Source organism: Amycolatopsis sp. lyj-108 (assembly GCF_046549005.1).
In the GTDB taxonomy this organism is placed as follows: Bacteria; Actinomycetota; Actinomycetes; order Mycobacteriales; family Pseudonocardiaceae; genus Amycolatopsis.
In genome coordinates this window covers 318,217-331,497 of record NZ_JAJPWQ010000010.1, presented here as the reverse complement: position 1 = coordinate 331,497, position 13,281 = coordinate 318,217, and the positions used below count along the sequence as shown (strand labels likewise).

Annotated in this window: 15 protein-coding genes and 1 pseudogene; 8 read left to right on the top strand and 8 right to left on the bottom strand. The window is 69.2% G+C overall.

Going from position 1 to position 13,281, the window contains the following annotated elements; all coding sequences use genetic code 11:
* The first annotated feature begins 98 nt into the window (after positions 1-98).
* The 3 genes and pseudogenes from ACLJO0_RS32290 to ACLJO0_RS32280 all read left to right on the top strand — a co-directional run bounded on the left by ACLJO0_RS32290 (position 99) and on the right by ACLJO0_RS32280 (position 3,739).
* The gene (locus tag ACLJO0_RS32290) at positions 99-1,442 is read left to right on the top strand and encodes an FAD-dependent oxidoreductase (RefSeq protein ID WP_410582677.1); all 1,344 of its coding nucleotides are present in this window, start codon (positions 99-101) and stop codon (positions 1,440-1,442) included.
* 5 nt (positions 1,443-1,447) lie between these two features.
* A pseudogene (locus ACLJO0_RS32285) lies at positions 1,448-2,660 on the top strand (MFS transporter).
* On the top strand, positions 2,657-3,739 hold the full coding sequence (locus ACLJO0_RS32280; protein ID WP_410582676.1) for a flavin-containing monooxygenase: 1,083 nt from the start codon (positions 2,657-2,659) through the stop codon (positions 3,737-3,739). The pseudogene ACLJO0_RS32285 and the gene ACLJO0_RS32280 overlap by 4 nt, the downstream one beginning before the upstream one ends.
* 24 nt (positions 3,740-3,763) lie before the next feature.
* Here ACLJO0_RS32280 and ACLJO0_RS32275 read toward each other — a convergent pair whose 3' ends face one another.
* The 3 genes from ACLJO0_RS32275 to ACLJO0_RS32265 form a co-directional block, all read right to left on the bottom strand.
* A complete protein-coding gene (locus tag ACLJO0_RS32275; RefSeq protein ID WP_410582675.1) occupies positions 3,764-4,609 on the bottom strand; it encodes a sulfite exporter TauE/SafE family protein in 846 nt (281 codons plus the stop codon).
* A 31-nt stretch (positions 4,610-4,640) separates the two neighbouring features.
* Positions 4,641-5,993, bottom strand: coding sequence for an FAD-dependent oxidoreductase (locus ACLJO0_RS32270; RefSeq protein WP_410582673.1), 1,353 nt, complete (start codon positions 5,991-5,993; stop codon positions 4,641-4,643).
* 109 nt (positions 5,994-6,102) lie between these two features.
* The gene (locus ACLJO0_RS32265) at positions 6,103-6,477 is read right to left on the bottom strand and encodes an ArsR/SmtB family transcription factor (protein ID WP_410582672.1); all 375 of its coding nucleotides are present in this window, start codon (positions 6,475-6,477) and stop codon (positions 6,103-6,105) included.
* Between the two features lie 77 nt (positions 6,478-6,554).
* Here ACLJO0_RS32265 and ACLJO0_RS32260 point away from each other — a divergent pair, with 77 nt between their 5' ends.
* The 4 genes from ACLJO0_RS32260 (at position 6,555) to ACLJO0_RS32245 (ending at position 8,971) form a co-directional block, all read left to right on the top strand.
* Positions 6,555-6,704 carry a hypothetical protein gene (locus tag ACLJO0_RS32260; RefSeq protein ID WP_410582670.1) on the top strand — a complete coding sequence of 50 codons (150 nt, stop codon included), beginning with the start codon at positions 6,555-6,557 and terminating at the stop codon, positions 6,702-6,704.
* A gap of 28 nt (positions 6,705-6,732) precedes the next feature.
* Complete coding sequence (locus tag ACLJO0_RS32255; RefSeq protein ID WP_410582669.1) at positions 6,733-6,948, top strand: hypothetical protein; 216 nt, start codon at positions 6,733-6,735, stop codon at positions 6,946-6,948.
* Positions 6,945-8,192, top strand: coding sequence for a M28 family metallopeptidase (locus tag ACLJO0_RS32250; RefSeq protein WP_410582668.1), 1,248 nt, complete (start codon positions 6,945-6,947; stop codon positions 8,190-8,192). Before ACLJO0_RS32255 ends, ACLJO0_RS32250 begins: the two co-directional genes overlap by 4 nt.
* A gap of 353 nt (positions 8,193-8,545) precedes the next feature.
* Entirely contained in the window at positions 8,546-8,971 is a 426-nt protein-coding gene (locus tag ACLJO0_RS32245) for a hypothetical protein (protein ID WP_410582667.1), read from the top strand.
* 4 nt (positions 8,972-8,975) lie between these two features.
* Here ACLJO0_RS32245 and ACLJO0_RS32240 read toward each other — a convergent pair whose 3' ends face one another.
* From ACLJO0_RS32240 to ACLJO0_RS32225, 4 genes are all read right to left on the bottom strand, one after another.
* Positions 8,976-10,037, bottom strand: coding sequence for an ArsO family NAD(P)H-dependent flavin-containing monooxygenase (locus ACLJO0_RS32240; RefSeq protein WP_410582666.1), 1,062 nt, complete (start codon positions 10,035-10,037; stop codon positions 8,976-8,978).
* On the bottom strand, positions 10,034-11,077 hold the full coding sequence (arsB, locus tag ACLJO0_RS32235; protein WP_410582770.1) for an ACR3 family arsenite efflux transporter: 1,044 nt from the start codon (positions 11,075-11,077) through the stop codon (positions 10,034-10,036). The genes ACLJO0_RS32240 and arsB overlap by 4 nt, the downstream gene beginning before the upstream one ends.
* 83 nt (positions 11,078-11,160) lie before the next feature.
* The gene (locus tag ACLJO0_RS32230) at positions 11,161-11,565 is read right to left on the bottom strand and encodes an arsenate reductase ArsC (RefSeq protein ID WP_410582665.1); all 405 of its coding nucleotides are present in this window, start codon (positions 11,563-11,565) and stop codon (positions 11,161-11,163) included.
* Positions 11,566-11,632: 67 nt separating this feature from the next.
* Positions 11,633-12,274, bottom strand: a complete 642-nt coding sequence (locus ACLJO0_RS32225; RefSeq protein WP_410582663.1) for a three-helix bundle dimerization domain-containing protein — start codon at positions 12,272-12,274, stop codon at positions 11,633-11,635.
* A 129-nt stretch (positions 12,275-12,403) separates the two neighbouring features.
* Between ACLJO0_RS32225 and ACLJO0_RS32220 the strand changes: the two genes are divergently transcribed.
* Positions 12,404-12,814 (top strand): ArsR/SmtB family transcription factor, encoded by a 411-nt coding sequence (locus tag ACLJO0_RS32220; RefSeq protein ID WP_410582661.1) that lies wholly within the window; start codon positions 12,404-12,406, stop codon positions 12,812-12,814.
* Between the two features lie 96 nt (positions 12,815-12,910).
* On the opposite strand, the gene ACLJO0_RS32215 is transcribed toward ACLJO0_RS32220, so the two are convergent.
* Positions 12,911-13,198, bottom strand: a complete 288-nt coding sequence (locus tag ACLJO0_RS32215; protein WP_410582659.1) for a hypothetical protein — start codon at positions 13,196-13,198, stop codon at positions 12,911-12,913.
* Positions 13,199-13,281 lie beyond the last annotated feature (83 nt).

Genomic DNA, 13,281 nt, shown 5'->3' with positions numbered 1-13,281 from the left:
CCAGTATCGACCCGAATCGATGGTTGCGTCAATCGACTCCTGTCGATACAGTCCCCGCATCGACTCAATCGAGTTGGATCGATGAAAGGTGCGTGGGGATGAACGAGCTTCCTATCGTGGTGATCGGAGCGGGGCCGGTGGGGCTGGCGGCGGCCGCCGAGCTGGTGGAGCGGGGCTTTGAGCCGCTGGTGCTGGAGCGCGGCGCGCACGCGGGCGCCGACGTGGCGGCGTGGAATCACGTGCGGCTGTTCTCGCCGTGGTCCGAACTCGTCGCCCCCGCGGCCGGGCGGCTGCTGGAGACCACCGGCTGGACCAAGCCCGACGGTGAGGCGTACCCGACTGGCTCGGACTGGGCCGGGCGGTATCTGCGACCGCTGGCGGCGGCGCTCGGCGACCGGGCGCGCTTCGGCGCCGAGGTGGTCGGCGTCGCTCGCCGGGGACGGGACCGGGTCGTGGACAGCGGCCGCGAGGACGAGCCGTTCACCGTGCACGTCCGCGCCGCCGACGGGACGGAGCAGCGGATCGCGGCGCGGGCCGTGATCGACGCGTCCGGCACGTGGTCGACGCCCAACCCGCTCGGCGGCGAAGGACTTCCCGCCGCAGGAGAACGTGCGGCGGCGGACCGGATCACGTACCGGGTCCCGAATCTGGGCGACGACGCGGTGCGGGCCCGGTACGCGGGCAAGCACGTGGTGGTCGCGGGCAGCGGGCACTCGGCGCTGACCGCGCTGGTCGCCTTGTCCGGCCTCGCGAAGGACTCGCCGGAGACGCGGATCAGCTGGGCGCTGCGCCGCGGCGCGGTCGGCAATACCTTCGGCGGCGGCGAGGCCGACCAGCTCCCCGCGCGGGGAGCGCTCGGCCTGCGCGCCCAGGAAGCGGTGGAATCCGGACTGATCACGGTGGTGACCGGGTTCCGCACCGAGGCGGTCGAACGCGACGACAACGGACTGCTGGCCCTGCTCTCCTCCAGCGGACAACGGATCGAGCAGGTCGACGAGGTCGTGACCCTGTCCGGTTTCCGGCCCGACCTGACCTGGCTTTCGGAGATCCGGCTGGAGCTGGACCCGACGTTGCAGGCACCGGTCGCGCTCGCGCCGCTGATCGATCCGAACGTCCACTCGTGCGGAACCGTGTACCCGCACGGCGCGAAGGAACTCGCGCATCCGGAGAAGGACTTCTACCTGGCCGGGATGAAGAGCTACGGCAGGGCGCCGACCTTCCTGGCGATGACCGGTTACGAACAGGTCCGCAGCATCGCCGCCCAGCTCGCCGGGGACCACGAGGCGGCCGCACGGGTCGAGCTGCGGATGGCCGAGACCGGCGTCTGCGGTGGTGCCGGTCTGTTCGACGAGCCGGACGAGGCACCGGCCGCCGGTGGCTGCTGCGCGACACCGGAACCGGAAGTCCTCACGCTGTCCGCGCCGTCGGCCGCGGTGCACTGACCGCTATGCCGGTCGCGACCACCGCGGCGTCGCCCGGGCTGACCGCGTCCGGGCTGCGCCGCGTGCTGGCCGTCCTCTGCGTCACCGAGATCACCAGCTGGGGCACCCTCTTCTACGCCTTTCCCGTGCTGGCACCGGAAATCAGCCAGACCACGGGCTGGTCGACGGCCTGGGTGGTCGCGGCGTTCTCGGCCGGGCAGGTCGCCGCCGCGCTGACCGGGATCCCGGTCGGACGGTGGCTCGACAGCAGAGGTCCCCGCTCGGTGATGACGGGCCGGGTCGGTCTTGGCGGTGCCCGCGGTCGCGGCCGTCGCGACGGCGCAGAACCTGGCGTGGTTCACGGCGGCGTGGCTGCTGGCCGGGGTCGCGATGGGCGCTGTGCTGTACCCGCCCGCGTTCGCCGCGCTCACTCGGTGGTACGGGCAACGGCGGGTATTCGCGCTGACCGTGCTCACCCTGACCGCAGGCTTGGCGAGCACGGTATTCGCGCCGTTGACCGCACTGCTCACCGCACACTTGGATTGGCGGGAGACCTACCTGGTCCTCGCCGCCGTACTGGCCGTCGTCACCATCCCGGCGCACCTGTGGGGCCTACGCGGACCCTGGCCACCAGCTGAGCCGCCGCCCAGCACCCACAGCGACCCCGCGCGGATCGCGCGCGGAATTCCGTTCCGGGGCTTGGTGATCGCGTTCAGCCTGGCGGCGTTCGCCGTCTACGCCGGAGTGATCAACCTCGTGCCACTGCTCACCGAACGCGGCGTCAGCAGCACGACAGCGGCGATCGCCCTCGGCCTCGGCGGCGCCGGACAGGTGCTGGGACGGCTCGGCTACACCACACTCACCCGGCTGACCACGGTACGAGTCCGGACCGCGATCGTATTCCTCGCCGCCGCCGCGACCACGGCCGTGCTGGGCCTGCTCACCACCACGGCCGGGTTGATCGTCGCCGCCGTCGTGGCCGGGATGGCACGCGGCGTGTTCACGCTCCTGCAAGCCACCGCCGTGGCAGACCGCTGGGGCACCACCCACTACGGGCGCCTCAACGCCCTCCTGCAAGCACCCCTGACCATCACCGTCGCACTCGCCCCCTGGGCGGGCGCGGCCATCGCGAGCGGCATCGGCGGCTACTCGCCGACCTTCCTCGTGCTCGCCGCCGTCACGGTGGCCGCCGCTGTCCTCGCCCTCGCGGCAACACCTCATTCCGGAAGGAACTCATGAACGACCACGACGCGATCATCGTCGGCGGCGGCCAGGCCGGTCTCGCCGCCGCCCACGCCGCCCGCGCACACGGCCTGACACCGGTGATCCTCGAAGCAGGTGCCGAACCGGTCGGGTCCTGGCCCCGGTACTACGACTCGCTGACCCTCTTCTCCCCCGCCCGCTACAGCAGCCTCCCCGGCCGGCCCTTCCCCGGCGACCCCGAGCACTACCCGCACCGAGACGAAGTCGTCGACTACCTGCGCCGCTACGCCGACTGCCTCGGCACCGAGATCCGCGCCGGACACCGGGTCGACACCGTCACCCGCACTGAGGGCGCCTTCACCGTGCACGCCGCCGGGGAAGCCTCGCTGACCGCACCGATGGTCATCGCCGCGTCCGGCGGCTTCACCCGCCCCTACCGCCCAGCCCTGCCCGGCCTGGACACCTTCACCGGCAATGTCCTCCACAGTGGCGAATATCGAAACCCGGAACCGTTCGCCGGACAGCGAGTCATCGTCGTCGGCGCGGGCAACTCGGCCGTCCAGATCGCCGCCGAACTCGCCGGCCACGCCCACGTCACCCTCGCTAACCGGGCACCGGTGAAATTCGCGCCACAGCGGCCATTCGGGAAGGACGTGCACTTCTGGTCCGCCGCCGTCGGGTTCGACCACCTTCCGATCGGGCATCTGCTGAAGAGCCCGCCGACCACCGCGGTGAACGATGCAGGCATCTACCGCGCCGCCGTCGAGAAAGGACAGCCGGACCAGCGCCGCATGTTCACCACCGTCGACGGCGACACCGTGCAGTGGCCGGACGGGACCCGCGAACGCGTCGACACCATCATTCTCGCCACCGGCTTCCGCCCTGGGCTGTCCTATCTGGATGGACTGGGCGCCTTGGCGTCCGATGGACGTCCATTGCAGGATCGCGGCCTGTCCACCAGCCACCCGGGTCTGGGTTACGTCGGGCTGGAATGGCAGCGCAGCTTCGCCTCCGCCACCCTGCGCGGCGTCGGCCGCGACGCCCACTACGTCATGCGGAAACTGACCGGAAACCGTGTCAGCACAAGCAAGCGCTGCTGCCAGCCGGCCGGCTGACCCGCCGCGGGTCAAGGTGTGGCGTCAGTCGTGACGCCACACCTTGACCGCCGACAACAGAAGCAAAGCGATCAGAACGGGGATCAGCACGGCACCCGACACGACGTCGAGCAGCAGACCCCCGAGCACTGTTCCGACGACGGAGCCCAGTGCCATGACGGCGACGAAGGGGGTTTTGGCGCGCAGAACCTGGAAGCACTGATCGCGGCTGTACCGGGCGAACGCGACCAGCATCGTCGGCAGCGACACCGCGAGCGAGAGCGACCCGGCGAGTTTGATGTCCACTCCGTACAGCAGAACGATCGTCGGGATGAGCAACTCTCCTCCGGCGACACCCATGAGCGCGGCGACAACCCCGATCGCGACACCGGCGCCGAGACCCGCCACAGTCCTGGCGACCGGCGGGAGCGACACCGTACCCACGTCGCCGAGGTGATTCCACGCCAACGCCGCGGCGATGAGAAGGAGCAACACGGCAAGGAGCCGGTACAGCGTCGCCGAACGCATCCGGGTGGCCCAGGTCGCGCCGAGCCACGCGCCCAGCAGACTGCCGCACAACAGGTTCACCACGACCGGCCAGTGCGGAGCCACGTCACCGAAGGGCACAGCCACCAGGCGGGCCGGTAGCGCGGTGATCACCACGATCAGGCTCATCGCCTTGTTCAAGATCACCGCCTGCAAGGCGACGAACCCGAAGACACCGATCAGCACGGGCAGCCGGAACTCCGCGCCCCCGAGACCGATCATCCCGCCGAGCACGCCGATCGCGGCGCCCGAACAGAACACCGCAGGCCACGACCGTAGCCGGCGGTTGACACCCGGATGCTCGACGGCGTCGTCACCGGGTTTCTGCTGCCGTGAATACGCCACGAGGCACGCTAGCCCGACAGCACGATCGCTGTCAGCCGTCCCGCCGGGTCCAGGCCTGGGTGGCGATCTGGACGGCGTCGAACGGACTGCCCAAGGGCGGGGTGTAGGACAGGTCGAGGTCTTCGATATCGGCGACGGTCATGCCGTGGTGCAGCGCGGTGGCGTAGGTGTCCACGCGCTTGTGGACGGCGCTGTCGCGGTGGCCGACCAGCTGGGCGCCAAGGAGGTGTCCGGTGGCGACGTCGCCAGTGATCCGCAGGTGGATCGGCCGGGCGCCGGGATAGTAGGCCTTGTGGTCGTCGGCGACCGCTCCGACGGTAACCGGCCGGAACGAGGTCGCTTCGTGGTCGCGCAGGCCAGTGCGGGCGATCGCGAGGTCGAACACCTTCAGCACCTGCGTACCCAGGGATCCGGCGAATTCGCGGTCTCCGCCGACCGCGTTCTCGCCGGCGACCCGGCCCTGCTTGTGCGCGGTGGTCCCCAGCGGGAGGTAGGCCTCGGCGCCGAGGAGCCGGTGGTAGGTATGCACGCAGTCGCCCGCGGCGAAGATGCCGTCGACGTTCGTGCGCATCCCGCGGTCCACGGCGATCGCGCCGCGGACTCCGAGTTCAACGCCCGCGGTTTCGGCCAGCGCGGTGTCGGGGCGGACACCGACGACCACGAGGACGAGGTCGGTGTCGCGTTCGAACCCGTCACTGCCGTGCACCCTCAGGCCGGTGCCAGTGCGTTCCACCCGGCGAACGGTCGTGCCGGTGTGGATGTCGACGTCGTGCGCCTTCAGTTCCTCGGCGACCAGCGCGCCGAGTTCGGGATCCACTGTGGACAGGACTTGCGGCAGCTGTTCGACGAGGGTGACGTCAACGCCGCGGGTGCGGAGAGCTTCGACCATCTCCAGGCCGATGTAGCCCGCGCCGACCACCACCGCCGAGGCCGGACCGCGTTCGAGGCTGGCGGTGACGGCGAAGGTGTCGTCCATGGTGTGCAGCAGATGCACGCCGTCGGCGGCGCCCAGGACGTCCAGGCCCTCGATCGGTGGCCTGATCGGGACAGCGCCGGTGCCGATGATGAGCTGGTCATAGCCGAGCCGCTCTTCACCGCGCTCGTCGACGACGGTGACCGTGCGAGCGTGCGGATCGATCGCGGTGGCCCGGGTGTCGAGCCGCAGGTCGAGCCCGGCCGCCTCGAGGTCTGCGCGGGTACGGTGCGCGAGGTTCCGCCAGTCCGCGACCTCCCCGGAGACGTAATACGGGATGCCGCAGATCGAGAAGTTCGGGTAGGCGTCGGCCACCACCAGCAGAGGCCGCACATCGGGCGCGAGTTCGTGGGCGCGCAAGCCGGCGCTGATTCCGGCATCGCTGCCACCGATGATCAGCATACGCGTCATAGCGTCCGGCTCCTCGCGTCGTCGTCCCCTTCGTATCTACCTGGGCCAGGTTCGGAATCCGGCGAACAGGACGTGAACGTCATCCGTCGGATTCGATCTTCACGCGACTTCAGGACACCGGCGCGAACCCCGGCGTGGCAAGCAAGCCGGACAGCTGCCCCAACGTCTCCTGGCGCGGCCAGTAATACACCCAGGTGCCCCGGCGCTCACTGCCGACCAGCCCCGCCTCGCGCAGGACCTTCAGATGATGGGAGATCGTCGGCCCGGTCAGGTCGAACGCCGCGGTCAGATCACACACGCAGCTCTCCCCCTGCGCGGACGTGATCAGCGACAGCAACCTCAGCCGCACCGGATCACCCAATGCCTTGAACGCCTTCGCCAGGTCCACCGACTGCTCCGAGGTCAACGGCTCGGCCGCGAGCGGCGCGCAGCAGCCCTGTTCGACCACCGGCAGCAGCTTCAGACCCGATTCTGACTTCGACACCCATCTATATTGACATCCATCTAAGCCGGGAGCAAACTGGCACGACTGTTTCGATAACTGTCTAGATAGGGATCCTGATGATCAAGCTCCTCCGTCGCCTGTTCACCAGCACGCCGACCGTCGAGTTCTGCGACACGTGCGTGCAGGTGTGCACCGGCCAGTGCCGCGCCGACACCCTGCTCGACACCGCCCGCGACCGAGCACTGCAGCTGCCCTCACGATTCTGAATCCCTCGACACCACAAGGAGTTCTGCAATGAGCGACACCACTACCGGCGGTTTCGCCGGTAACCCGGCCGAGGCCTTCACCCCGCCGGCTTCGAGCGGCTGTTGCGGCACCGCCTCCGCCGGCGCGACGACGGCCACGAGTACCTGCTGCGGAACCGCCGAGGCGGCGACCGCGGCCGGATCGTGCTGCGACCCGGCTGCGAAGGCCGACGCGGTGGCCAGTGGCGCCGGTTGCTGTTCATGACCGCGCCGGTGTCCGGCTCGCGGTTGAAGTCCACGGTCGCCGTGTTGGCCGAAGGCCGGTTCGCGGGCCGTCGGGTGGGGACGCCCTGCGGCCGCGCGGCTGCCCGCTGGCTCGCCGGGCAGCTGCGGGCGATCGGCGCCTCGGTCACCGCCGACGAGTTCCCCGTGACGGGCGTGCGGGAGCTGCATCGCACGCCCGAGTTCTCGTGGAGCGCGGACTCGGCACCTCGACAGTGGGTGCATCGGCGTGACTTCGCCGAGCACCTCGTATCGGCTGACCTGCCCGCGCCCCGTACGGGCGAGCTCGCGCTCGCCGATTCCGATGAGTGGCAGGGAAAGTGGGTGCTCGCGCCGGACCTGGGAGTTGCGGCGCGGGCACGGGCCGGGGGCGCGGCGGGATTGCTGGTGCCACGCGGGACCGACCCCGACGGCTGGATGCCGAAGATGATCGTCGGGCCGCCGGTGGGGGCTCTGCCGGTGATCGCCGTCCGCGCCGATCTCCACCAAGAGATGGTCCGGACTGGATCGGGCACGGTGACCGCCTCGATGCCACTACGAGCCGTCGAGGTCGCCGGATCGAACGTGCACGGTGTTCTCCGCGAGCCCACTGCCGGATCGCCGCGTGTGCTGTTGACCGCGCACTTCGATGGCGTTGGCGACGACCCGCAGCAGCGGCTGCCCGCCGCCGCGGACAACGCCTCCGGGGTCGCCGTCGTCCTCGAAGCCGCACGCCTGCTCGCGCCGCTCCTTCCGGACCACCTCGGGCTGGCAGTGAGCCTCCTCGACGGCGAGGAAGCCGGCGCGCGCGGGTCCGCGCACCATGCGCCCAGCGTGCGGCCAGGCACCTACGTGATCAACGTCGACGGCGCCGCCCAGCTCGGCGACGGCGCCGCAGTCGAAGCAGGTGGACCCGCGCACGACCTGCTGGCGGCGCTCGATCAGGCCGGCCGGGAGACCGGGGTGCCGTTGCGGGCCGGGGCCATGCCGTCGGACAACCGCCGCTACGCCGCCACCGGGCTGCCCGCGATCGGGATCGGCATGGGAATGCCCGGCTACCAGACCCCGGCCGAAACCGCCGACCGTGTCGAGACCGAAACACTCGTCGCGGCGACCCGGCTCGTCGTGGCGACGGTGCTTCAGCTGGCGGTCCACTCACGAGGGTTAACCGCGTTGCCTCACAAGGACGAATTACAACGCGGGGGGGGTGAGATTCCCGCCGCCCGCCGGACCGGAACAGCCGAGTGACCAGCGGCGATCGTCTTCCTAGCGTGGAAGAGGTGGCAGGCCACCGAAGACTTCCCCGCAATCAGTACGCGTGCTCGTCATGCGGGCGGGCCCATCGCTACGGCTCCCAGCGCGGCGAGGACTGCGGACGGTCTGCTCGCAGCTCCTCGTCCCGATCCACTCAGACGCGAGCTCCGGTCCATCGGCCAAGCTGGACATCGCCACCGTCGGCGGTCCGGCACACGCCGCCGAGTCCCGCACGCGTTCCGCAGCCGCCGCGAGTCGTCGCGCCGAAGCCCGCCGGGAAAGTCGAGCGTCGCCAACGGGCCAAGGCGGAGCTGGGTCGTTTCCGTAGGCAGGTCGCCGATGACGCCGTGGCCTACGTGTTCGATCAGGATGGCTTCTACGTCCGGCTCGCCGACCGCACGCTCGACAACCTCCCGTGGCTGTACAAGACCCGCCGCAAAGGCCACTTCCTGTGCCTCCGACTCACCGAGCTCGCGGCAGGACTCGACCCGGGCACCTACGCCAAACTCACCCAGACCCCGATCCGTGACGGGCTTCTCCGGCTGCGGTTTCCGAGATTCCTCGCCGACGTGCTGAGCTCAACGGCGGTGTTCGGGGTCAAGCAGATCCTCGGCGCTCTTCCCTATGGCCACCTGGCTACGACGCTGAAAGTGATGATTCCGTTGGTGTGTCCCGATCTGGCCGTCTGTCCCTCCCGTGCGGAGGTGCTTAAGACCTATGGCTCGCCGGTGCTGGCCGAGCAGCTGAAGACGATCGCCGCGAGCGCCGGTTGACGGGTCACCCGCCGTCGGTGTCCAGCGCGGCCTTGATATCGGCGACCGCAGCGCGAGCGGTCATGCCGACACCGATGAGCGTGGCCGAGGCGGGGCCGGTCCAGTCGCCGTAGCCGAGCAGGTGCAGCCGGGGCTCGGCCACGGCGCGGGTCCCCTCGGTGGGAATCCGTCCGCGGGTCGTGCGTAACCGCAGCGGCGCGAGATGACTCAAGGCCGGCCGGAAGCCGGTGCACCAAATGATCGAGTCGGCATGCTGCCGGGTTTCGTCTGTCCACACCGGACCATCACTGTCGAGTCGCGCGAACATCGCACGCGGCTGTAGCAGTCCGGCATCGCGTGCTTCGCGGACCGGTGGGACGGCGACGATGTCGCCGAGCCCGGCGACTCCGGCGGTGTCGGCCTGTCCGGTCTCCAGCGCCTGACGGCGTCGCGTGGCGACGTCAAAGAGGGCCTTGCCGTCGACGTGATCGGGCAGGTAGCGCGGTGGGCGGCGGGTGACCCAGGTCAGATTCGCCGTGCCCGCGAGGTCGGCGGCAATCTGCGCACCGGAGTTCCCACCACCGACCACCACGACATCCTGACCCGCGAACTCCTCCGGACCCCGGTAATCCACCGTGTGCAGTTGACGACCGGTGAACCCGCCGGGCATCAGCGGAAGAAAGGGACGCCACCAGGTTCCCGTCGCACTGATGACCGCCCCTGCGCTCCAGTCCCCGGTGTCGGTGCTCACCCGAAATCCGTCACCGCCCCGGGACACGGCGGTCACCGTCTCCCCTCGGCGGATCGGGAGTTCGTAGCGTTTCTCGTACATGGAGAGGTAGTCGACGACATGCTCGGCGGTCGGGTACCCGGGTCCTGGGTAGGGCGGCATCGGCCAGCCCGGCAGCGAGCTGTGCTGTGCCGGGGAGAACAGCCGTAGCGAGTCCCAGCCGTGGAGCCAGGCGCCGCCCGGTTCGGGTTGGGCGTCGAGGATGACGAAGTCGAGTCCGGCGCGGCGCAGGTAGTAGCCCGCAGCGAGACCGGCCTGGCCGCCGCCGATGACCACTACCCGCGCGGCTCCGGTCACTCCGCAGGCGCTTTCGCGGTCCAGCGTTTACGCAGCCAAAGGCTGACGTAAACCAGGCCGACCAGCACGGGCACTTCGATCAGCGGCCCGACGACTCCGGCGAGTGCTTGTCCGGAGGTGACGCCGAAGACGCCGATGGCGACGGCGATCGCGAGTTCGAAGTTGTTGCCCGCGGCGGTGAACGCCAGCGTCGTGGTGCGCTCGTACGACAGGCCGGAGGCCTTGCCCAGCAGGTAGCCGCCGATCCACATGATCGCGAAGTACACCAGCAGCGGCAGCGCGATCCGGGCGACGTCGAGCGGGCGGGAGGTGATGTTGTCGCCTTGCAGGGCGAACAGGATAACGATAGTGAACAGGAGGCCGTAGAGGGCGATCGGGCCGATCTTGGGCAGGAACTTGCCTTCGTACCAGTCGCGGCCCTTGCTCCGCTCCCCGATGCGGCGCGAGAGGTATCCGGCGGCGAGCGGGATACCGAGGAAGATGACGACGCTGAGCGCGATCTCCCACGGCGAGAAGTCCAGCGTCGTCGTGTCCAAGCCCAGCCAGCCGGGAAGCAGGTCGAGGTAGAACCAGCCGAGCACGCCGAACATGATCACCTGGAAGACCGAGTTCAGCGCGACCAGCACCGCGGCGGCCTCCCGGTCACCGCAGGCGAGGTCGTTCCAGATGATCACCATCGCGATGCACCGGGCGAGACCGACGATGATCAGCCCGGTCCGGTACTCCGGCAGATCGGGCAGCATCAGCCAGGCGAGCGCGAACATCAGCGCCGGACCGAGAATCCAGTTCAGCACCAGGGAAAGCACCAGGGTGCGCTTGTCCTTGGTCACGGTGTCGAGCTTGTCGTAGCGGACCTTCGCCAGCACCGGGTACATCATCAACAGCAGCCCCAGCGCGATCGGCAGCGACACCTGCCCGATCTTCACCGCGTCCAGCACACCTTGCAGACCGGGGATGACGCTGCCCAGCAGTAGCCCGGCACCCATCGCGACGATGATCCAGACCGGAAGGAACCGGTCCAGAAAGGACAGTTTGTGCATGACGTCGGTGTCGGCCGGGGCACCGGCTTTGTCGGCGGTTTGAGTCACGGGCTGGTCTCCAGAAGTGCGGGGGAGGCGGGGGGTCAGGCGTCGAGAATTTCGGCGACCAGGCCGCGGACGCGGCGGTCGATCTCGTCGCGGATCGGGCGCACGGCGGCCACGCCCTGGCCGGCGGGATCCTCCAGCGGCCAGTCGAGGTACCGCTTTCCAGGGAAGATCGGGCAGGTGTCACCACATCCCATGGTGATCACCACATCGGAGGCTTCGACGTCCTCGGTGGACAGTTTGCTCGGGACCTCGGCGGTGATGTCCAAGCCCCACTCCGCGAGCGCCGCGGCGGCGGCGGGATTCACCTTCTCCGCGGGCTCGGAGCCCGCGGACCGCACCGCGATCCGCCCGAGCGAGTAGTGCTGCAACAGCGCGGCGGCCATCTGGGAGCGGCCGGCGTTGTGCACGCAGACGAACAACACCTCAGGCGTGCGGGTCATGAACTGCTCCTCTTCGACTACGACAATCTCTGTATCCATAATCACCGATCTAGGTGAACAGCGTGTGTCAGTCCACGAGTTCCTCCAGCAGGCGGCGAACCCGGCGGTCGATGTCGTCGCGGATCGACCGGACCGCACTCAGCGGCTGGTCCATCGGGTCGGGCACGTCCCAATCGAGGTAGCGCTTGCCGGGGTAGATCGGGCATGCGTCCCCGCAGCCCATGGTGACCACCACGTCGGCGGCCCGGACGACCTCGTCGGTCAACGGCTTCGGGAACGCCCCCGCCAGTTCGATGTCCAGCTCACCCAGCGCCTCGGTGATGACCTCCGGGATCTCACCGGTCGGCTGCGACCCGGCGGAGCGGACCATCACATGCCCGAAGGCGTGGTGGGTGAGCAGCGCGGCGGCCATCTGCGAGCGGCCCACGTTGTGCACGCAGATGAACAGCACCTGCGGCGCCGTGACGTGCGTCAGCCCGTCGACCTTGGCCAGGTCGAGCAGGCGGTCACGGGCGAAGCGGGCGGTCAGCGTCGTGAGGTGGACCTTGACCGTCGCGGACCGTTCGAGCAGGTAGTAGGTCTCGTTGACGAAGTGTTCGACCGTTTCCCGGCCGAACGTGCCATGGAACTTGTCCGCCAGTTCGTCGGCGATCCGGTCGAGCTGGTCCAGCACCTCGCGGGCGGGCAAGCCGTCCGTGGCGTGGGTCATGGCGTCTCCTCAGGGCAAGGGGCGAGGATTGGATCGAAGTCTGTGAATCCAATTCAACGGCCTGTATCGACGTTTGTCAATCCAGTGGGTAGGCTCGTCGTCAGAGGTCACACGATCCGAGGAGGGCATATGGCGACCGAGAACGGCCGCACCCGGAAGCCGGTGGCCATCACCCTGCTGATGGCCGAGCCCGCGGCGGTCGTGGCCCAGGACGAGGCGGAGCAGGCGGCGAAGTTGTTCAAGGCGCTGTCGGACCCCGTGCGGATCCGGCTGCTGTCCATGGTCCGGTATTCACCGGGCGGCGAGGCATGTTTCTGCGATCTCGCCGAGGAGTTCGACATGCCGCAGCCGTCGCTCAGTCATCACCTTCGCGTTCTGGTCACGGCGGGCATCCTCGAGCGAGAGCGCCGGGGAACGTGGAGCTGGTACAGCATCCTTCCCGAACCGCTGCAGACCTTGGAAAACTTGCTGCGCACTGGCGGACCACTGGCCGACCGGGCTGCTCCGCTCTCATCCCAGGAGCGCGAGGCCCGCTGCTGAAATAGCCCGGCGAGATAGGGACACCTGCCGCCAGATGACACATTCGACGGCAGGTGCCCGAATCGGAACGGGCGCGGTTATCTCAGAGACCGGCTGTCAGTCGCCTTGCTTCTCGACAAGGGCGCCCGTCGCCTTGTGGTAGACCGAGTCGCACGCCCGGGTCGAGTAGCTGCCCGTGCCGACCCAGCCGCCCCAGCGGTAGTAGATGGATCCCAGGTTGTTGTTGCAGGTCACCCGGACCCGGTGACTTCCACTGCCGTAGCGACAGTAGGACCATCCCGAGTTTGAGCTCGTTCCCGCGCTGCAGTCCTGCGGGTACGCCGCGGCCGTCGGCGCTGTGACGACGGCGACGCCCGAATACAGCGCGGCCGTGCTGAACAGCATGACCGCAGTTTTCTGAATTGCTCGCATAATGCCCCAGACTCCCATCATGAATGATGATTTGAGTGTGCGCGCATGCGGAGGCC

Coding starts and splice junctions, on each gene's coding strand:
- ACLJO0_RS32225 (WP_410582663.1), bottom strand. CDS start 12,274: ATGACCCACGCCACGGACGGCTTGCCCGCCCGCGAGGTGCTGGACCAG.
- ACLJO0_RS32255 (WP_410582669.1), top strand. CDS start 6,733: ATGAGCGACACCACTACCGGCGGTTTCGCCGGTAACCCGGCCGAGGCC.
- ACLJO0_RS32290 (WP_410582677.1), top strand. CDS start 99: ATGAACGAGCTTCCTATCGTGGTGATCGGAGCGGGGCCGGTGGGGCTG.
- ACLJO0_RS32215 (WP_410582659.1), bottom strand. CDS start 13,198: ATGCTGTTCAGCACGGCCGCGCTGTATTCGGGCGTCGCCGTCGTCACA.
- ACLJO0_RS32260 (WP_410582670.1), top strand. CDS start 6,555: ATGATCAAGCTCCTCCGTCGCCTGTTCACCAGCACGCCGACCGTCGAG.
- ACLJO0_RS32220 (WP_410582661.1), top strand. CDS start 12,404: ATGGCGACCGAGAACGGCCGCACCCGGAAGCCGGTGGCCATCACCCTG.
- ACLJO0_RS32270 (WP_410582673.1), bottom strand. CDS start 5,993: ATGACGCGTATGCTGATCATCGGTGGCAGCGATGCCGGAATCAGCGCC.
- ACLJO0_RS32280 (WP_410582676.1), top strand. CDS start 2,657: ATGAACGACCACGACGCGATCATCGTCGGCGGCGGCCAGGCCGGTCTC.
- ACLJO0_RS32230 (WP_410582665.1), bottom strand. CDS start 11,565: ATGACCCGCACGCCTGAGGTGTTGTTCGTCTGCGTGCACAACGCCGGC.
- ACLJO0_RS32250 (WP_410582668.1), top strand. CDS start 6,945: ATGACCGCGCCGGTGTCCGGCTCGCGGTTGAAGTCCACGGTCGCCGTG.
- arsB (WP_410582770.1), bottom strand. CDS start 11,077: ATGCACAAACTGTCCTTTCTGGACCGGTTCCTTCCGGTCTGGATCATC.